The sequence below is a fragment of the Pseudomonas sp. R4-39-08 genome (assembly GCF_003852275.1).
Classification (GTDB): Bacteria; Pseudomonadota; Gammaproteobacteria; order Pseudomonadales; family Pseudomonadaceae; genus Aquipseudomonas.
Window position 1 is genome coordinate 4,538,583 of sequence record NZ_CP027733.1, and the last position, 18,641, is coordinate 4,557,223.

The window sequence follows — 18,641 nt, forward strand, 5'->3', positions numbered from 1 at the left end:
AGGAAGGCAAGGATACTAAAGTGGCATCTATTGTCACTGGCTGTAACCATCGATCACTCTAGACTCCAATAAGCTCCCCGCCGAACATCTGTTGGGCGGCATAACAATCAAAGGGCCGGCCACAGTGGAAAATCTCAAGCGATTCAACAGCTTCGCCGAGTTTTACCCGTATTACCTGGCAGAGCATGGCAACAGCACCTGCCGGCGCCTGCACTTTATCGGCACCACCCTCGTGATCGGCATTCTGGCGTATGCCGTGGGTCGAGGCTCGCTGGGCCTGCTGCTGGCCGTGCCGATTGCCGGCTACAGCTTTGCCTGGATCGGCCACTTCTTCTTTGAAAAAAACCGCCCGGCGACCTTTCAGCACCCGTTTTACAGCCTGCTGGGTGATTTTGTGATGTACCGCGACATGATCCTGGGCAAGGTGCCGTTCTAGTTTTCGTGGATATAAAAGTCTATTTGTCATTTACAGTGCTGTATCCTGCCAAGGCTTTTTGAGAGCGCGCAATCACCCGCGATTTAAAACAGACCTTGCGAGGAGCGACGACGATGCACGAGATACCTAATCTCCCCTTCCCAAGCCTGCACCCAACAGAGCAGCCAACACCGCAGCAGGCCAGCCCAAAGCAGCCTGAGGCCAAACAAGCCAAACCAGTCGACAGCAAACGCCAGGACTGACGCCGTACCAGACCGTGTGGAAAGCGCCACTTCAAGCGTTTTCCACACTGCCTGAACCCTGGGATACCCGCCATGACCGACACCCTTCCCGATTCCCCGGACACCGCCGTCCTCGACGCCGCCTTGCAAATGGTCGAGGTGTGGAACCGCCTCAGCGCGGACAAACAAGCCACGTTGCTCAAGCGCTTCGGTACCCAGGAAAACGCCTTGGCCGCCCTGGTCACCACCCAACTGCTGGCCCCTGCGCAAACCTGAGGTCTTCCCGATCTGAGGTTTTTGCGCTTTAGCGCCCTACGTGAGCCAAACCACCGGTATCATTAGCAGCCTATCTTTACCTGCTGCGACAGTGGACCTCTCCCATGCCAGATACCCAGCGCCCCATGGCGGTCACGCTGCAAGTCGTTTCCATCGTGCTGTTCACCTTTATCGGTTACCTGAATATCGGCATCCCCCTGGCTGTTTTGCCGGGCTATGTGCATAGCGAACTGGGCTATGGCGCGGTGATTGCCGGCCTGGTGATCAGCGTGCAGTACCTGGCCACCCTGCTGAGCCGCCCGTATGCGGGCAAAATCATCGACAACCTGGGCAGCAAGCGCGCGGTGCTGATCGGCCTGGCGGGGTGTGGCTTGAGCGGTGTGTTCATGCTGCTCGCGGCGTGGTTTGCAAGCCTGCCGGCCTTGAGCCTCGCCAGCCTGCTGATCGGTCGCCTGGTGTTGGGCAGTGCTGAAAGCCTGGTGGGCTCGGGCGCCATCGGGTGGGGCATCGGCCGGGTCGGAGCGGCGAACACCGCCAAGGTCATCTCCTGGAACGGCATCGCCAGTTATGGCGCCTTGGCGGTCGGTGCGCCGTTGGGCGTATTACTGGTAAGAAATTTCGGACTGTGGAGCATGGGCGTGAGCATCCTCCTGCTGGCGGCAATCGGCCTGTTGCTGGCCTGGAACAAGGTCGCCGCGCCCATCGTGACCGGCGTGCGCCTGCCGTTCATGAACGTGCTGGGCCGCGTATTGCCGCACGGCTGCGCGCTGGCGTTGGGTTCCATCGGCTTTGGCACCATCGCAACCTTTATCACCTTGTATTACACCACCCAGCACTGGGATAACGCGGTGTGGGCCTTGAGCTTGTTTGGCGCCAGCTTTATCGGTGCGCGCCTGCTGTTCGGCAACCTGATCAACCGTATCGGCGGGTTTCGCGTGGCGATTGCCTGCCTGTCGGTGGAGATCCTTGGGCTGTTGTTGCTGTGGCTGGCGCCGGACGCCAACCTGGCCCTGGCGGGCGCGGCGTTGAGCGGGTTTGGCTTTTCCCTGGTATTTCCGGCGCTGGGGGTGGAAGCGGTCAACCTGGTGCCCGCCTCAAGTCGCGGTTCGGCGGTGGGGGCTTATTCGTTGTTCATCGACTTATCGCTGGGTATCACCGGACCATTGGCCGGGGCTGTGGCGGCAGGCTTCGGCTTTGCGTCGATCTTCCTGTTCGCCGCCCTCGCCGCCCTGGGTGGCTTGCTGCTGAGTGTGTACCTGTACCGCCAGGCGCCCAAGGCCCGCGAAGCACGCGAGGCCTAGAAGTCGACCTTGCCGCGCCCGGCCTTGATGCTGCCGCGCTTGGTCTTGGATTCGAGGCGACGCTTTTTCGAGCCCAGGGTCGGCTTGGTCGGGCGGCGTTTCTTCTCGACCTTGGTGGCGCTGAGGATCAACTCCACCAGGCGCTCCAGCGCATCGGCGCGGTTCTGTTCCTGGGTGCGATATTGCTGGGCCTTGAGCACCAGCACGCCATCACTGGTGATGCGGCTGTCGCGTAATGCCAACAGCCGCTCCTTGTAGAATTCCGGCAGCGACGATGCCGGAATATCAAAACGCAGGTGCACCGCACTCGACACCTTGTTGACGTTCTGCCCCCCGGCGCCCTGGGCGCGAATGGCGGTCAGCTCGATTTCGGCGTCGGGCAGGTGCACGTTGTTGGAAATTACCAGCATTGGAACGGGTCCGTGATTCAGGCTGACCAGCATACGCCACGCGTCCCGCCAGTCCAAAAAAACCCGGCGATACGCCGGGTTCTTTATTCAGGGTAAACGAGGTTACTCAAGCACCGTCTGTGGCGTGACCAGGGCGGTTTGTGCCTTACGCTTGTTTTTCAACCAATAGCACAGAGCCATAAACGCCACCCAAACCGGGATCGCATACACCGACACCTGGATACCCGGAATCATCAGCATGATCACCAGGATAAACACCACGAACGCCAGACAGACGCAGTTGCCATAGGGGTACCACAGCGCCTTGAATAGCGGCACCTGGCCGGTGCGGTCCATGTGCTGACGGAATTTGAAGTGGGAGAAGCTGATCATCGCCCAGTTGATCACCAACGTGGCCACTACCAGCGACATCAGCAACTCCAGCGCATGCTGCGGGATGAAATAGTTCATCAACACCGCCACCAGGGTGACCGCCGCCGACGCCAGGATCGAACGCACCGGCACCCCACGCTTGTCGATCTTGGCCAGCGCTTTCGGCGCGTCACCCTGCTCGGCCATGCCCAACAGCATGCGGCTGTTGCAGTAGGTGCCGCTGTTGTAAACCGACAGCGCCGCCGTCAATACCACGAAGTTGAGAATATGCGCGGCGGTGTTGCTGCCCAGCATCGAGAACACTTGCACGAAAGGGCTGCCGCTGTAGGCATCGCCCGACGCATTAAGGGTGGCCAGCAGGCTGTCCCACGGCGTCAGCGACAACAGCACCACCAACGCGCCGATGTAGAAAATCAGGATGCGGTAGATCACCTGATTGATCGCCTTGGGGATCACGGTGCGTGGCTGGTCCGCTTCGGCGGCGGTAAACCCGAGCATTTCCAGGCCACCGAAGGAAAACATGATGATCGCCATGGCCATCACCAATCCGCCCACGCCATGGGGGAAGAAGCCGCCGTGGTCCCACAGGTTGCTCACCGAAGCTTGCGGGCCACCGCTGCCACTGACCAGCAGGTAGCTGCCCAGGGCAATCATGCCGACGATGGCCACTACCTTGATGATCGCGAACCAGAACTCGGCTTCACCGAAGACTTTGACGTTGGCCAGGTTGATCAGGTTGATCAGCACGAAGAACGCCGCCGCCGAGACCCAGGTCGGAATCTCCGGCCACCAGTAGTGCACGTATTTGCCGACTGCGGTCAGCTCCGACATCCCCACCAGGATGTACAAAATCCAGCAGTTCCAGCCCGACAGGAAGCCGGCGAAACCGCCCCAATACTTGTGGGCAAAATGGCTGAAGGAACCGGCGACCGGCTCTTCGACGATCATTTCGCCGAGCTGGCGCATGATCATGAAGGCGATAAAGCCGCAGATGGCATAGCCCAGGATCATCGATGGGCCGGCAGACTTGAGTACCCCGGCCGAGCCGAGGAACAGGCCGGTGCCGATGGCGCCACCGAGGGCGATCAACTGGATATGCCGATTTTTCAGGCCGCGTTTCAGCTCGCCTGAAGAAGAATGGGGTCCACTCATGAAAAAGGTCTCACGCAAGGTTTGAAGAGGTTGAATGCAGGTTGCTGCCTTGAATTACCGACTCAAGCAGCGCCGCTCAAACCCCAGCGCAGGCACCAGGAGTACAGCGTCTTTCTAGCGGTCATGCGTCACCTGTTTGTTTTTATCTGTGACGAAATCGAACCCGTCTGGCTCGTGGCCGGACGGAGTGATCAGGGCGGATACACCCTGGGTCTTGGCCTTTGCGTGGGTACGCAAGAGGGGGTCACAGTAAAACGCGGCGCATTGTACACCGCTCGACAGCTTCGGCACGCACCACGAACGTGCACCCGACAATCTGTCAGGTATTCCTTACAGGGGATTTGCACCCAAAGCGGGCAGGACGATAACGTAAACTTAACGTTACGCAGCGGAAAATTGGCTTTACGGTCAGGCTCAAATGACGGTTTACGGAAAATTGTCAGTCAGACTCGTCTGAAGAATCGGTTCAGCCAATCCGCTGTTTTACCTGGATAAAAAATAGCGTCAAAAAAACGGAAGAAAAAATCCAAATGAAACCGTGTCAATAAATATTTTGCATTTTGAAACACTCTCTCCTAGGTTCTCTTCACTTGCCTGCGAGCCGCTGGCAAGCCGTTCTCAAACAACGTCCTCTAGGAGATACACCATGCAAGCACTGGAAAAAGACCTGGAAACTGAACTGCAACTCGACGATTGGTTTGAAGCGCCGACCCATGAGGCCGCCGTTGAAATGATGCAAGCTGATGCCGTTGTGCCATTTGGCACCGCGATGTGGCCTTTCTAACACCCGGCAGGCATCCGGCAGGTGTCGTGCACGGCACCTGCCCCCTTACCCAAGGCACAGAAGGACACTCGTCATGGACAAGGCCCGCGCTGTCGAACATTTTCTCTACTATCTCGCTCACCACCCGGCCCTTCAGGGCGTGAACCGCCCTACCGTGCTGCTGGGCCATACCGAACGCTACGACGCCATCGCCCAGGCAATCACCCAGGGCAGCGCCGCCCGTTTCAATTTCCAGGTGCAGCGCCTGGACCTGAGCGCCAGCGAAACCCTGGCCCAGGCCATCGAAGCCTGCGACCTGTACCTGTTTCTCTACGATTCCTCGACCCTGCCCAACCCGCGTGCCGAAGGCCCGGACTTCATCCGCGCGTTGCACGGCGTCATGGCCGAACATTGGAAAAAGTCGCTGCTGTTCAAGGACTACGGCGACTATTTCTACGACACCTTCAGCGTCGAACCGCAACGCATCGCCGACCTCAACGCCACGTTGATCCGGCGCATGTCCGAGGCCAGCGTGCTGAGCTTCACCGACAAGCACGGCTCACGCCTTGAAGCACCGATGAGCAGCATCAAGAAGTGGACCAATATCAACGGCGTCGGCAACCACGACCTGGCCCCTGGCGAGATTGCCACCCACAGCGAAGCCATCAACGGGCAAGTGCGGTTTGTCGGCACCTTTCTCAGCACCATCCCCTTTGCGCGCAAATACGGCGTGCTGGAGTCACCCCTGGAACTGTGGATCGAGAACTCCACCATCTGCAGCGTGGCCAGCGACGTGCCGGGGCTGGCGGATGACTTCAACAAGTACCTGAATGCCAACCCGTCCAACCGCCGTGTGGAGGAATTGGGGATTGGCACCAATGAAGGCGTGAAGGATTTGTATGCGCGCAACGCAGGCTTTGAAGAGCGCCATTGCGGCTTGCACCTGGGGTTGGGTGGCGGGCAGAAAGGCAGCCATCACCTGGACTTGATCTTTGCCAGCGGCGTGTTGGCGCTGGATGACAAGCCGGTGTTTGATGGAACGTTTGCGTTCTGAACACCGGTCTCGAAAACACTGGAGACCCAAATGTGGGAGGGGGCTTGCTCCCGATTGCGGTGGTTCAGCCGATGCTTATGCAAGCTGATACACCGCTATCGGGAGCAAGCCCCCTCCCACAATTGAGCGCATTTCAAATTTGAATCAAAAAAAACGCCAACCCGAAGGTTGGCGTTTTCTTGTGCAGCGCTTAAGACATCACTGCGGCTTCTTGCGACCAAACCCAGGACGCTGACCGGAACCGGCCAGCGCGCCACGGCGCTTGCCCGACGGCTCGTCCGCTACCAGTTTCGGGCCAGGGCGCTTGTTAGCCGCAGGCTTGGCTGGACGCTTGGTGCTGGCGTTGTCAGCGGGGCGCTCCGCTTCACCACGGTTGCTGCGACCACCGGTCGGCGCTGGGCGCGGCGTACGTGGCGCGCGGTCACCTTCCTGACGCGATGGCGCGGTTGGACGACGCTCACCTTCGATCTGCGGCTCACGCGAGATGCGACCACCAGTGGCCGGAGCGTTCAACGCCGGGCGCACGGTGCGCGCAACACGTTCGGTACGGGCCACCGGGCGCGACGACTTACGCTGCATACGCTCAAGCTTGTCTTTGCTCTTGGCGTTCATCTGCGGCATGGCCACCGGCGTCAGGCCAACTTCGGCACTGAGGATGTCGACTTCGTACTGGCTCATTTCGCGCCAGCGGCCCATCGGCAGGTCGGAGTTCAGGAACACCGGGCCGAAACGCACGCGCTTCAGGCGGCTGACCACCAGGCCCTGGGATTCCCACAGGCGACGCACTTCGCGGTTACGGCCTTCCATCACCACGCAGTGGTACCAGTGGTTGAACCCTTCGCCACCTGGCGCCTGCTTGATGTCGGTGAACTTGGCCGGGCCGTCTTCCAGCACCACGCCGGCCTTGAGGCGTTCGATCATCTCGTCATCGACTTCACCGCGCACACGCACGGCGTATTCACGGTCCATCTCGTAGGACGGGTGCATCAGGCGGTTGGCCAACTCACCGTCGGTGGTGAACATCAGCAGGCCCGTGGTGTTGATGTCGAGGCGACCGATGTTGATCCAGCGGCCCTCTTTGGGCTTGGGCATCTTGTCGAACACGGTCGGACGGCCTTCCGGGTCGTCACGGGTGCAGATCTCGCCATCGGGCTTGTTGTACATGATCACGCGGCGTACCGATTCGGCCGCCTCTTCACGCTTGATGACTTTGCCATCGATGGTGATTGCATCGTGCAGGTCGACGCGCTGGCCAAGGGTAGCCTCGACGCCGTTGACCTTGATGCGCTTCTGGGTGATCCAGGCTTCGACGTCGCGGCGCGAGCCCACGCCGATACGCGCCAGCACCTTTTGCAGTTTTTCGCCTGCTGGGCCGATTTCCTGGCTGTCGTTCTGGTCTTTGTCGTTCATCTTAAGCACCTCCCGGTGGGTCGATTCAGGCGTGGCCTGAAGAGTGTTGAAAGCGGGGCTTTGGCCGAATAGCTCGGCAAAGGGTCGCGAATCATACGCGCATGCTGCGCGTTGCGCATCAGAGACTAGCCGATCCAGGCACAATCATTTGCTTTTCCGCCGGCCGGTGGCACCCAGGGCCAGCAGGCGCAGCTCGGCTTCGGCCAGCACCGTGCGCTTGTCGACTTTGTCGAGTTTCTTCCAGGCACGGATTTCGCGCTTGCTGCGGCCACAGCCGACGCAGATGTCGTCGTTGAACTTGCAGATGCTGATGCAGGGGTCTTTGGTGGAAGTCATCGCTAAGGCTCTCGTTCCCACGCTTCGCGTGGTAATGCATCCCGTGACGCTCCGCGTCACAGCGGACGCGGAGCGTCCAAGGCGACATTCCCACGCGGAGCGCGGGAACGATCATTGCGTCAGTCTTCGAATTGGCGGCGTTCGGCTTCTATGGCTTCGGCCAGCGCCCGGGCTTCGTCTTCCTCATCGCTCAACGGCGGCTGTTCGAGGGCGGCGACGGCGGCTAGCAGTTTTTCTCGGGCATCGGCAACGCCAAGGATGTCAGCTTCGACGTCAGGCTGCGGTTCAACGTTCACCTGAATCTCAGCCTCAACGGCACCATCGCGCAGCACATCATCAAAATCGGTCTTGATGCCCTGCTCCATGTCGTCCAGTTCCAACAGCAACGTATGGAAACTGGTTTCGTCTTTCGGCTCTTCCGGCTCGGCGCTGGCGTCGGCCAGTTCCTGCAAGCTGGCCGGCACCGGCGCGTCGTCGAAGTCTAGCACCGGTTCGGCTTCCATCTCGCGCAGTTCGGCCAGCGGCGGCAGGTCGTCGAGGTTCTTCAGGTTGAAGTGGTCGAGGAACACCTTGGTGGTGGCGAACATCGCCGGTTTGCCGGGCACGTCACGGTAGCCAACGATGCGGATCCACTCGCGCTCCAGCAACGTCTTGACGATATGGCTGTTGACCGCCACGCCCCGCACATCTTCGATCTCGCCCCGAGTGATCGGCTGGCGATAGGCGATCAACGCCATGGTCTCCAGCATCGCCCGTGAATAACGCTGCGGGCGTTCTTCCCACAAGCGCCCCACCCAAGGGGAAAATTTCTCGCGGATCTGCAGGCGATAACCCGACGCCACTTCACGCAACTCAAAGGCGCGACCGTCACAGGACTTGCGCAGGATTTCCAGCGCCTTCTTGAACACCGGCGGTTCGGGACGTTCGGCCTCTTCAAAGAGTTCGAACAGGCGCTCCAAGGATTGCGGCTTGCCCGAGGCCAGGAGAAAGGCTTCCAGCAAGGGTGCCAGTTCGCGGGGTTCAGTCAGATTCATCGATTCAGCTCGTTATTCGGCTCGCGCCCGCACATGGATAGCCGCAAACGGCTCATTCTGGACCAGCTCGACCAAGGACTCCTTGACCAGCTCCAGGATCGCCATGAAGGTCACCACCACGCCCAGGCGCCCTTCCTCTGCGGTGAACAGCTCGACAAACGGCACAAACCCGCCGCCCTTGAGACGCTCCAGCACATCACTCATGCGCTCGCGGGTGGACAGGGCTTCGCGGCTGACCTGGTGGCTTTCGAACATATCGCCACGGCGCAGCACCTCGGCCATGGACATCAGCAATTCTTCCAGGCTCACATCGGGCAACAGTTTGCGCGCGCGGGCTTCCGGGGCATCCAGCTTGGGCACCACCACATCGCGCCCTACGCGGCTCAAACCGTCGATCCCTTCGGCGGCCGCCTTGAAGCGCTCGTATTCCTGCAGGCGCCGGATCAGTTCGGCGCGCGGGTCATCTTCTTCGGCCTCGACCGTCTCTGCGCGCGGCAGCAGCATGCGCGACTTGATCTCGGCGAGCATGGCGGCCATCACCAGATACTCGGCGGCCAGCTCCAGGCGCACCGACTGCATCAATTCGACATAGCCCATGTACTGCCGGGTGATTTCCGCCACGGGAATATCGAGGATGTTGATGTTCTGTTTGCGGATCAGGTACAGCAGCAGGTCCAGCGGGCCTTCGAAGGCTTCAAGGAAGACTTCCAGGGCGTCCGGCGGGATGTACAGGTCCAGGGGCATTTCCAGGACCGCCTGGCCATAGACCATCGCGAAGGGCAGTTCCTGCTGGGCCCCCGCCTGGGAATCGACGGTTTCCACGACCGACATTCAGGCCTCGACCATGAACGGCGTCGGGTCGCCGCACCCTACACGCACCACTTGCGGCTCGCCATCGGCCAGGTTGATCACGGTGGAGGCTTTGTTGCCGCCGTAGCCACCGTCGATGATCAAGTCGACATGTTTCTCCAACAGGCGGCGCATTTCGTAAGGGTCATACAGCGGCTCGGTTTCGCCGGGCAGGATCAGCGACACGCTCATCAGCGGCTCGCCCAGTTCGGCCAGCAGCGCCAGGGCGATCGGGTGCTCCGGCACGCGCAGGCCGATGGTGCGTTTTTTCGGGTGCAGCAACAGGCGCGGCACTTCGCGGGTGGCGTTGAGAATGAAGGTGTACGGCCCTGGCGTATGGGCCTTGAGCAAGCGGAAGGTGCCGGTGTCGACCTTGGCGAACAGCCCGAGCTGGGACAAGTCGCTGCAGATCAGCGCAAAGTTGTGCTTGTCATCCAGTTGGCGCAGACGTCTTACGCGCTCGACCGCACCCTTGTCGCCGATCTGGCAACCGATGGCGTAGGACGAATCAGTTGGATAGATCACCACGCCGCCGGCGCGAATGATTTCCACGGCCTGTTTGATCAGGCGCGCCTGGGGGTTTTCCGGATGAATCTGGAAGAATTGACTCACGAGCTCTACCTGTTCAGACGGTGGCAATAATGGGGTCATGCTTGAATCGCCCCCACAACAGCGGCAGGTCTTGCGGAACCTGGCGATACTCGCCGATCTCGGACCAGCCGCCTGGGCCATGAAAATCACTGCCGGCACTGACCAGCAGACCAAATTCGCGGGCAAGGATCGCCAGGCTGCCGACCTGCTCGGCGGGTTGATGCCCGTTGACCACTTCGATCGCGTGGCCGCCCGCTCCAATATAGTCACTGATCAGCTTGCGGCGCTTGCTGCGGGTGAAATCGTAATGCCAGGGATGCGCCAGGCTGACCCAGGCCCCGGCGGCCCGCAGGGTCTCGACGGTGTCCTCCAGCGTCGGCCAATGTTGCTTCACATCGCCCAACTTGCCCGCGCCCAACCATTTACGGAAGGCTTCGGCGCGGTCCTTGACGAAACCTGCTTGCACCATCCAGTCGGCAAAATGCGGACGGGCCGGTGCATTACCGCTGTCGCCCAACGCCTGCTGGATGGCCCGGGCGCCGTCGAGGGCGCCAGGCATGCCTTTGAGGCTGAGCTTGCGGCTTATTTCTTCGGACCGCAGCCAGCGGCCATCGTGCAATCGGGCGATGGCCGCCACCAGGGCCGGGGCGTCTTGCTCGAAACCGTAGCCGAGCACATGAATGGTGGCGCCGCCCCAGGTGCAGGACAATTCCACGCCGTTGACCAGCTGCATGCCCAAGGCCTGGGCCGCCGCGCGGGCCTCATCGAGGCCTTCGAGGGTGTCGTGGTCGGTCAACGCGAGGACTCGCACGCCTTTTTCAAACGCACGCGCAACCAGTACCGCAGGCGCCAGGGCGCCGTCGGAGGCCGTGCTGTGGCAGTGCAAATCAACATTCACGGGAGTGTGTAACCTCAAGTCAGCTGGCGCTATCGCAACCAAGGATGTTTGTTATTATGCCGCCACATCCAGCTTCTGGCTCTTACTGTGAAACAATTCATCGACTTCATCCCGCTGTTGCTGTTTTTCATCGTTACCAAACTCGACCCCAGGGTCATCGACATCGCCGGTCACCAACTCTCGTTCGGCGGCATCTACAGCGCCACCGCCGTGCTGATCATCAGCTCCATCGTGGTGTACGGCGCCATCTTCATCTCCCAGCGCAAGCTGGAAAAAAGCCAATGGCTGACCCTCATCGCCTGCCTGGTGTTCGGCGGCCTGACCCTGGCCTTCCACAGCGAAACCTTCCTCAAATGGAAAGCCCCGGTGGTCAACTGGCTGTTCGCCCTGGTGTTCATCGGCAGCCACTTCATTGGTGATCGCCTGCTGATCAAGCGGATCATGGGCCACGCGCTGACCCTGCCGGACCCGATCTGGGTGCGCCTGAACGTGGCCTGGATCGTGTTTTTCATCTTCTGCGGTGCCGCCAACCTGTTCGTGGCCTTCACCTTTCAGGAATACTGGGTCGACTTCAAGGTGTTCGGCAGCCTGGCCATGACCCTGCTGTTCCTGGTCGGCCAAGGTATCTACCTGTCGCGTCACCTGCATGACTCTGCCGCCACCACGCCGAAAACCGAGGACTGACATGCTCTACGCCATCATTGCCACCGATGTTGCCAACTCGCTGGAAAAACGCCTGAGCGTGCGCCCGGCCCACGTCGAGCGCCTCAAGCAGCTGCAAACCGAAGGCCGCATCGTACTGGCCGGCCCGCACCCGGCCACCGACAGCAACGAGCCGGGCGAAGCGGGTTTCACCGGCAGCCTGATCGTTGCCGAGTTCGCTTCCCTGGCCGATGCCCAGGCATGGGCCAAGGCTGATCCTTATGTGGCGGCGGGCGTCTACGCGGATGTCGTGATCAAGCCGTTCAAGCAAGTCCTGCCTTGAGCCCGGTGGCGCCGGGCCAAAACGCTTCGGCGCCATCCCAATGGCTCATCATTCCCGGTAACCTGCCGACAACGTTCTGAATATCCGTGTGGAATCAGGAGTTCCGATGCGCTTACGTCAGTTGTGTCTGTTGGCAGTGTTTACGATCGGGGCGACGGCCCACGCTGAAGAGTCCTCGAGCAGCGGCAGCTCCACGCCGCTGTCCTTGAGTGCCGGCAGCCAGATCACCGAATTGCAGCAACGCTTGAAAGAAAGCGAAGGGCTACGCGAAGCGCTGAGCAAGCAACTGCAAAGCACGCAGGCTACCCGTGAAAGCGCGCAACTGAGTCGTTTGCGCCAGGAGAACCAACGCCTGGCCCAGCAACTAAAAGAGACACAAGGCGGTGCCTTGACCCGATGGCTGACCGAGCAGCAGCAATGGTTTGTCACCGGCGCGGGCGTCGCCCTGATCGCCTTGCTGTGCGGCATCTTTGCCAGCGGTGGGCACCGTCGTCGTCGACAATGGCTAAATTGAGTGAGTCATGAGCGAGCTGTTACTGATAGATGATGACCAGGAGCTCTGTGAGCTGCTGACCAGTTGGCTGAGCCAGGAAGGTTTCCAGGTACGCGCCTGCCACGACGGCTCCAGTGCCCGCAAGGCCCTGGCCGAAACCGCCCCGGCGGCGGTGGTGCTCGACGTGATGCTGCCCGACGGCAGCGGCCTGGAGTTGCTCAAGCAATTGCGCAACGACCACCCGGAGTTGCCGGTGCTGATGCTCTCGGCCCGGGGCGAACCCCTGGACCGCATCCTCGGCCTGGAGCTGGGCGCCGACGATTACCTGGCCAAGCCTTGCGATCCGCGCGAACTCACCGCTCGCTTGCGTGCCGTGCTGCGCCGCAGTCATCCGGCAGCCGTGTCGACCCAACTGGAACTGGGCGACTTGTGCTTCAGCCCGGTGCGCGGCGTGGTCAGCATCGACGCACAGGAATTTACCCTGACCGTCTCCGAAAGCCGCCTGCTCGAAGCCTTGCTGCGCCAGCCCGGCGAACCGCTGGATAAACAGGAACTGGCGCAAATCGCCCTGGGCCGCAAGTTGACCCTGTACGATCGCAGCCTGGACATGCACGTCAGCAACCTGCGCAAGAAAATCGGCCCACACCCGGACGGCCGTCCGCGGATCGTGGCGCTGCGCAGCCGTGGTTACTATTACGCCCCTTGAATAATCGTTCCCATGCTCCGCGTGGGAACGCCGCCCGGACGCTCTGCGTCCCGCCTTGCGCTTGGGTGACGCGGAGCGTCACGGGATGCATTCCCACGCAGAGCGTGGGAACGATCGGGGCCGCCGCCTCACCCTTACCAAACCTTTACCCTCCCCTGACGGCCGCTGACCTTGTCCTGGGTAATCTACTCACATCCGGACTCACCGGAATAGAGACAGGAGAATCCCCATGCGCAAGACCCTTATCGCTTTGATGTTCGCTGCTGCACTGCCTACCGTCGCAATGGCCGCCATGCCGGAAGGTCCAGGCCCGATGGGCGGCCCGGAAGGCCATATGATGGGTGGCCCAGGCCACGGTGAACATGGCCCGCGGGGTAAAGGTGGCCCGTTCAGCCAGTTGGATTTGAGCAAGGAACAACGCGAGCAGATCCGCAAGCTGATGGGTGACCAATGGCACGCTCGCAAAGACCTGACCCAAAAGTACCTGGCCAAACTGCCGGCAGCTGACCAGAAAGCCATGCAGGACGAGATCGCCGCCGGCAAGCAGAAAACCCAGGCCGACATCCGCGCCGTGCTCAAACCCGACCAGCAGAAGAAGTTCGACGAGATCGTCAAGCAGCAAGAGCAGCGTCGTGCCGAATGGAAAGAATTCCAGGCCTGGAAAGCGCAACAACCGCAAAAAGCGCAATAATGCCCTCGCGTTAATGCTCCCAGCCCAGTGGCCCCGCCACTGGGCTTTTCCTATTTGAGGGTTTCCCGTGCGTTCATTGTTCTGGCGCATCCTGGCGAGTTTCTGGCTGGCCATCGCCCTGGTTGCCGGATTGTCGATCCTGCTTGGGCATATGCTGAACCAGGACGCCTGGATTCTCAGCCGTCACCCCGGTCTCAACAACCTGGCGCAAGAGTGGACGCAACTCTACGAAGCCCAAGGCGAAGACGCCGCCCAGGAGTTGCTGCAGCAACGCAAGCGCCAGTATCACATTGACGTGCAAGTGCTGAACGAAGGCGGCGAGCCGGTGGTACGCGGCACCTTCCCGCGCCGCGCCGCGGCCTTCGAAGCCCGGCAGAATGACAGCCAGGACGGCCACCTGCCCTGGCGGCGCCTGACCGCCGAGTACACCAGCGAAAAAACCGGCGACACCTACCTGCTGATTTACCGCATTCCGCACCCGGAACTCGATGCCTGGCACCGCAGCAGCCTGCTGTGGCCGTTCAGCGCCCTGGCCATTGCCCTGGTGGTGCTGACCCTGTTCAGCCTGTTGGTGACATTGTCCATCACCCGTCCGCTGAGCCGACTGCGCGGCGCGGTGCATGACCTGGGCCAAGCCACGTACCAGCAGAACAGCCTGGCGCAATTGGCCAACCGCCGCGATGAATTCGGCGTGCTGGCCACCGATTTCAACCGCATGGGCGCACGCCTGCAGAGCCTGATCGCCAGCCAGCGCCAACTGCTGCGCGACGTTTCCCACGAACTGCGTTCGCCCCTGGCCCGCTTGCGTATCGCCCTGGCCCTGGCCGAGCGCGCCAGCCCCGAAGAACGGGAAAAACTATGGCCGCGCCTGACCCGCGAGTGTGACCGTCTGGAAGCCCTGATCAGTGAGATCCTGGTACTGGCCCGGGTGGATGCCGACAACGCCAGCGCCGAAGAGGTCGACCTCAACCTGTTGCTCCAGACGCTGCAAAAGGACGCCCAACTCAGCGCGCCCGAGCAAGCCGTGCAACTGAGCACTGAACCCGACCTGCACCTCAAAGGCTGGCCGACCATGATCGAACGCGCCGTGGATAACCTGCTGCGCAATGCCCAGCGTTTCAACCCGGCCGGCCAGCCCATCGAGCTGCAGGCACAGCAGCGCGGCGAGCGCATTTTGATCAGCGTGCGCGACCATGGTCCCGGCGTTGAAGCCGAGCATCTGAGCCAACTGGGCGAGCCGTTCTACCGCGCCCCGGGCCAGACAGCGCAAGGTCACGGCCTGGGCCTGGCGATCGCCCGTCGCGCCGCCGAACGCCATGGCGGCAACCTGATCCTGGCCAATCATGCCGACGGCGGCTTTGTCGCCAGTATCGAACTGCCGTTGGTGCCGGGGGTTGTCACACCGGCCTGACGATCTTCTATAGTGGCCCTTCTCTCACGGAGGGCCTTAGATGACTGACCTGCTGACACCCATCCAAGCGGCACTCGATCTACCGCACACCCCGCTGCCTCTGAACGAGCCCGGCGCCCTGCCCTCGGCCTTCGCCGTGACTGACCTGGCCGCCGCCAGCATCGGCGCCGCCGGCCAGGCCGTCGCCGAGCTTATCCGGCAACAGACAGCGCGCTTGCCAAGCGTCAGCGTGGACCGTCGCCTTGCCTCATTCTGGTTTGCCTCATCGATTCGCCCGCTGGGTTGGCAGGTGCCCCCGCTGTGGGACCCGATAGCCGGTGACTACGCCAGCGCCGACGGCTGGATTCGCTTGCACACCAATGCGCCTCATCACCGCGCGGCGGCCGAACGGGTGTTGGGCAGGGTCACTGAGCGTACGCAAATGGCGCGTCACGTTGCCAAATGGAACGCGGCTGAACTGGAACAGGCGATTGTCGACGCGGGCGGTTGCGCGGCGCAGATGCGTTCGTGGCACGCCTGGCAGCAGCATCCACAGGGCTTGGCCGTGAATACCGAAGAGCTGATACAGCGCCAGGTCTTCGACAGCGGCATCGATAAACCCTGGCTCGGTTCGCCTGCGCGCCCACTGGCCGGCATCAAGGTGCTGGACTTGACCCGCGTATTGGCCGGCCCCGTCGCCAGTCGTTTTCTCGCGGGTTTGGGTGCCGATGTACTGCGCATCGACTCGCCGACCTGGGACGAGCCCGGCGTGGTGCCGGAAATGACCCTGGGCAAGCGCTGCGCGCGGCTGGATCTGAAAAGCCCCGAAGGCCGCCAGGTATTCGAAGCGTTGCTCATGGACGCCGATATGGTGTTCCACGGTTACCGCGCCGATGCGTTAGAGCAGTTGGGCTATTCGGTCGACGCACTGCAACGCATCGCGCCGGGCCTTATTGACGTCAGCCTCAACGCCTATGGCTGGAGTGGCCCGTGGCGTAACCGTCGCGGCTTCGACAGCCTGGTGCAGATGAGCAGCGGCATTGCCGATGCGGGCATGGCCTGGAAGCACGCGGATAAACCGCTGCCGTTGCCGGTGCAGGCGCTGGATCACGCCACCGGGTACCTGATGGCCGCCAGCGCGATCCGGGCCTTGACCGAGCGCCTGGCCTGCGGCCGGGGCGGGTCGGCACGCCTGTCGTTGGCACGCACGGCGAAACTGCTGGTGGATGCAGGGCAAGTGCCGGAGCAACCGCCGCTACGGGCCGAAGATACGCGTGATCAAGGCCTGGTGGTTGAGCAGACTGCCTGGGGCCAGGCCCACCGGTTGTTGGCGCCGCTGAGTATCAGCGGCGCACCGCTGCAGTGGGATTTGCCCGCTGGCGAACTGGGGGCGCACCGGCCTCAGTGGTGACGGGAAGAGCGCCATCGGGGGGCAAGCCCTAATGCCAGTCAGTTAAGCGTACACCACCGTCTGTAGGAGCGAGCTTGCTCGCGAAAAACGTCAACGATAACGCGTGCTTCCTGAATGAACGCGGTGCCTGTGAGTTTTTCGCGAGCAAGCTCGCTCCTACAAAAAGCCTTAACTGACTGGCATTAGGGCTTGCCCCCGATGAGGCCCGCACAGACTGCCCTCACAACGACAACACCCCGCTATACAGCCCATAGGCCGCCAGGCCGGCCCCTGCAACCACGCAGCCGAAAATGCCTTTTTCCACAACGGTAAACAACGGCTGGCCCTGTTCGCGCTTGGCCTGGGCGAACAGGATCACCCCGGGCGCATACAACAGCGCCGACAGCAGCAGGTATTTCAGGCCGCCCGCATACAGCAGCCATACGGCGTAAACCAGGGCAATCAGGCCCACCAGCAAGTCCTTCATTCGCCGACGCTGGGCGCCTTCGTAGGTTTCGCCGCGCCCGCTCAACAGCACCGCATAGGCCGCCGACCACAGGTAGGGCACCAGAATCATCGACGAAGCCAGGTAAATCAGGGTGGTGTAGGTGCTGGCGGAAAACAGCGTGATCACCAGGAACGCCTGGATCATCAGGTTGGTCAGCCACAGGGCGTTGACCGGCACCTGGTTGGCGTTTTCCTTCTTCAGGAATGCCGGCATGGTCGTGTCCTGGGCGGTGGCGTAGAGGATTTCCGCACACAGCAGCGCCCAGGACAACAGCGCGCCCAGCAGCGACACCGCCAGGCCGAGGCTGATCAATATCGCGCCCCAGCGCCCGACGATATGCTCCAGCACCCCGGCCAGGGACGGGTTTTGCAATTGCGCCAGTTCCGGCTGGCTCATGATCCCCAGGGACAGCACATTCACCAGCACCAGCAGCGCGAGCACGCCGAGAAAACCGATCACGGTGGCCCGGCCCACGTCCGCGCGCTTCTCGGCCCGCGCCGAGTAAACGCTGGCACCCTCAATGCCGATAAACACAAACACTGTGACCAGCATCATGTGGCGCACCTGGTCCGTCACACTGCCCATTTGCGGGTTGCCCAAGCCCCAGATATCGCGGCTGAAGATATCCGCCTTGAACGCCACGGCGGCAATCACGATAAACATCAGCAGCGGCACGATCTTCGCCACGGTGGTCACCAGGTTGATGAACGCCGCTTCCTTGATCCCGCGCATCACCAGAAAATGCACAGCCCACAGCAACAGCGACGCACAACCAATGGCCAGCGGCGTATTGCCCTCGCCGAACGCCGGAAAAAAGTAGCCGAGGGTGCTGAACAGCAGCACGAAGTAACCAACGTTGCCCATCCACGCACTGATCCAGTAACCCCAGGCGGACGAGAACCCCATGTAGTCGCCAAACCCGGCCTTGGCGTAGGCATACACGCCGGAGTCCAGCTCGGGCTTGCGGTTGGCCAAAGTCTGGAACACGAAGGCCAGGGTCAGCATGCCGACCGCCGTGATACCCCAGCCGATCAACACCGCGCCCGCGCCAGCGCGTGCAGCCATGTTCTGCGGCAGTGAGAAGATGCCACCGCCAATCATCGAACCCACCACCAGGGCGATCAGGGCACTGAGCCGAAGTTTCTGTGCGGGGTGGGACATGACGATTCCTCAAATTAAATTTTTCAGCTGACAGCTGCGCACTCAACTAATTCAGTTTAATGAACATAGCCTTCATAACATAAGGGCATGTAATAACAGGAACTTTAGGCGTATTTATAATTTAAATAAGTGCGGCATAAACCAGTCGTCAGACCTTATTCAAAAAGTTTGCACATTGGTAAATACCAACTAGCGTCATACATCCATGCACCGC

At 61.4% G+C, this 18,641-nt stretch carries 21 protein-coding genes; 12 read left to right on the forward strand and 9 right to left on the reverse strand.

Annotated features, from left to right (window positions below):
- Nucleotides 1-124: 124 nt before the first annotated feature.
- The 3 genes from C4J88_RS20960 (at nucleotide 125) to C4J88_RS20970 (ending at nucleotide 2,234) form a co-directional block, all read left to right on the forward strand.
- A complete protein-coding gene (locus C4J88_RS20960; protein ID WP_124368130.1) occupies nucleotides 125-436 on the forward strand; it encodes a DUF962 domain-containing protein in 312 nt (103 codons plus the stop codon).
- Nucleotides 437-750: 314 nt separating this feature from the next.
- On the forward strand, nucleotides 751-933 hold the full coding sequence (locus tag C4J88_RS20965; protein ID WP_124371666.1) for a hypothetical protein: 183 nt from the start codon (nucleotides 751-753) through the stop codon (nucleotides 931-933).
- Nucleotides 934-1,037: 104 nt separating this feature from the next.
- Nucleotides 1,038-2,234 carry an MFS transporter gene (locus C4J88_RS20970; protein ID WP_124408013.1) on the forward strand — a complete coding sequence of 399 codons (1,197 nt, stop codon included), beginning with the start codon at nucleotides 1,038-1,040 and terminating at the stop codon, nucleotides 2,232-2,234.
- Here C4J88_RS20970 and arfB read toward each other — a convergent pair.
- Both arfB and C4J88_RS20980 read right to left on the reverse strand, forming a co-directional pair.
- Complete coding sequence (gene arfB, locus C4J88_RS20975; RefSeq protein ID WP_017847165.1) at nucleotides 2,231-2,644, reverse strand: alternative ribosome rescue aminoacyl-tRNA hydrolase ArfB; 414 nt, start codon at nucleotides 2,642-2,644, stop codon at nucleotides 2,231-2,233. The genes C4J88_RS20970 and arfB overlap by 4 nt on opposite strands.
- A gap of 102 nt (nucleotides 2,645-2,746) precedes the next feature.
- A complete protein-coding gene (locus C4J88_RS20980) occupies nucleotides 2,747-4,168 on the reverse strand; it encodes an amino acid permease (protein WP_124405108.1) in 1,422 nt (473 codons plus the stop codon).
- Nucleotides 4,169-4,814: 646 nt separating this feature from the next.
- On the opposite strand from C4J88_RS20980, the gene C4J88_RS27470 reads away from it, so the two are divergent.
- Both C4J88_RS27470 and C4J88_RS20985 read left to right on the forward strand, forming a co-directional pair.
- Nucleotides 4,815-4,952: a hypothetical protein gene (locus C4J88_RS27470; RefSeq protein ID WP_003237751.1), complete on the forward strand. Its 138-nt coding sequence runs from the start codon at nucleotides 4,815-4,817 to the stop codon at nucleotides 4,950-4,952.
- A gap of 73 nt (nucleotides 4,953-5,025) precedes the next feature.
- The gene (locus C4J88_RS20985) at nucleotides 5,026-5,985 is read left to right on the forward strand and encodes a leucyl aminopeptidase (protein WP_124368134.1); all 960 of its coding nucleotides are present in this window, start codon (nucleotides 5,026-5,028) and stop codon (nucleotides 5,983-5,985) included.
- Nucleotides 5,986-6,183: 198 nt separating this feature from the next.
- Here C4J88_RS20985 and rluB read toward each other — a convergent pair whose 3' ends face one another.
- From rluB to C4J88_RS21015, 6 genes are all read right to left on the reverse strand, one after another.
- Entirely contained in the window at nucleotides 6,184-7,395 is a 1,212-nt protein-coding gene (gene rluB, locus C4J88_RS20990) for a 23S rRNA pseudouridine(2605) synthase RluB (protein WP_124408014.1), read from the reverse strand.
- A 144-nt stretch (nucleotides 7,396-7,539) separates the two neighbouring features.
- Complete coding sequence (locus C4J88_RS20995; RefSeq protein ID WP_057723807.1) at nucleotides 7,540-7,731, reverse strand: DUF1289 domain-containing protein; 192 nt, start codon at nucleotides 7,729-7,731, stop codon at nucleotides 7,540-7,542.
- A 119-nt stretch (nucleotides 7,732-7,850) separates the two neighbouring features.
- On the reverse strand, nucleotides 7,851-8,765 hold the full coding sequence (scpB, locus tag C4J88_RS21000; protein WP_124368137.1) for an SMC-Scp complex subunit ScpB: 915 nt from the start codon (nucleotides 8,763-8,765) through the stop codon (nucleotides 7,851-7,853).
- Between the two features lie 12 nt (nucleotides 8,766-8,777).
- Nucleotides 8,778-9,476 carry a ScpA family protein gene (locus tag C4J88_RS21005; RefSeq protein WP_177412781.1) on the reverse strand — a complete coding sequence of 233 codons (699 nt, stop codon included), beginning with the start codon at nucleotides 9,474-9,476 and terminating at the stop codon, nucleotides 8,778-8,780.
- 120 nt (nucleotides 9,477-9,596) lie between these two features.
- Nucleotides 9,597-10,226, reverse strand: a complete 630-nt coding sequence (locus tag C4J88_RS21010) for an L-threonylcarbamoyladenylate synthase (RefSeq protein ID WP_124364147.1) — start codon at nucleotides 10,224-10,226, stop codon at nucleotides 9,597-9,599.
- 13 nt (nucleotides 10,227-10,239) lie between these two features.
- Complete coding sequence (locus C4J88_RS21015; protein ID WP_124408015.1) at nucleotides 10,240-11,103, reverse strand: PHP domain-containing protein; 864 nt, start codon at nucleotides 11,101-11,103, stop codon at nucleotides 10,240-10,242.
- A gap of 87 nt (nucleotides 11,104-11,190) precedes the next feature.
- Here C4J88_RS21015 and C4J88_RS21020 point away from each other — a divergent pair, with 87 nt between their 5' ends.
- From C4J88_RS21020 to C4J88_RS21050, 7 genes are all read left to right on the forward strand, one after another.
- Nucleotides 11,191-11,787 (forward strand): septation protein A, encoded by a 597-nt coding sequence (locus C4J88_RS21020; protein ID WP_124405113.1) that lies wholly within the window; start codon nucleotides 11,191-11,193, stop codon nucleotides 11,785-11,787.
- A gap of 1 nt (nucleotide 11,788) precedes the next feature.
- Entirely contained in the window at nucleotides 11,789-12,088 is a 300-nt protein-coding gene (locus C4J88_RS21025; protein ID WP_124364150.1) for a YciI family protein, read from the forward strand.
- A gap of 106 nt (nucleotides 12,089-12,194) precedes the next feature.
- Nucleotides 12,195-12,602, forward strand: a complete 408-nt coding sequence (locus tag C4J88_RS21030; RefSeq protein WP_124368139.1) for a translation initiation factor 2 — start codon at nucleotides 12,195-12,197, stop codon at nucleotides 12,600-12,602.
- Between the two features lie 7 nt (nucleotides 12,603-12,609).
- A complete protein-coding gene (locus C4J88_RS21035; protein ID WP_124364152.1) occupies nucleotides 12,610-13,287 on the forward strand; it encodes a response regulator transcription factor in 678 nt (225 codons plus the stop codon).
- A gap of 229 nt (nucleotides 13,288-13,516) precedes the next feature.
- A complete protein-coding gene (locus tag C4J88_RS21040; RefSeq protein WP_124371674.1) occupies nucleotides 13,517-13,978 on the forward strand; it encodes an LTXXQ domain protein in 462 nt (153 codons plus the stop codon).
- 67 nt (nucleotides 13,979-14,045) lie between these two features.
- Complete coding sequence (locus tag C4J88_RS21045; RefSeq protein WP_124368141.1) at nucleotides 14,046-15,389, forward strand: HAMP domain-containing sensor histidine kinase; 1,344 nt, start codon at nucleotides 14,046-14,048, stop codon at nucleotides 15,387-15,389.
- 40 nt (nucleotides 15,390-15,429) lie between these two features.
- Complete coding sequence (locus C4J88_RS21050; protein ID WP_124408016.1) at nucleotides 15,430-16,779, forward strand: CoA transferase; 1,350 nt, start codon at nucleotides 15,430-15,432, stop codon at nucleotides 16,777-16,779.
- A gap of 220 nt (nucleotides 16,780-16,999) precedes the next feature.
- Here the strand turns inward: C4J88_RS21050 and arcD are convergent, their stop codons facing one another.
- Nucleotides 17,000-18,427: an arginine-ornithine antiporter gene (arcD, locus tag C4J88_RS21055; protein ID WP_124408017.1), complete on the reverse strand. Its 1,428-nt coding sequence runs from the start codon at nucleotides 18,425-18,427 to the stop codon at nucleotides 17,000-17,002.
- Nucleotides 18,428-18,641: the final 214 nt, after the last annotated feature.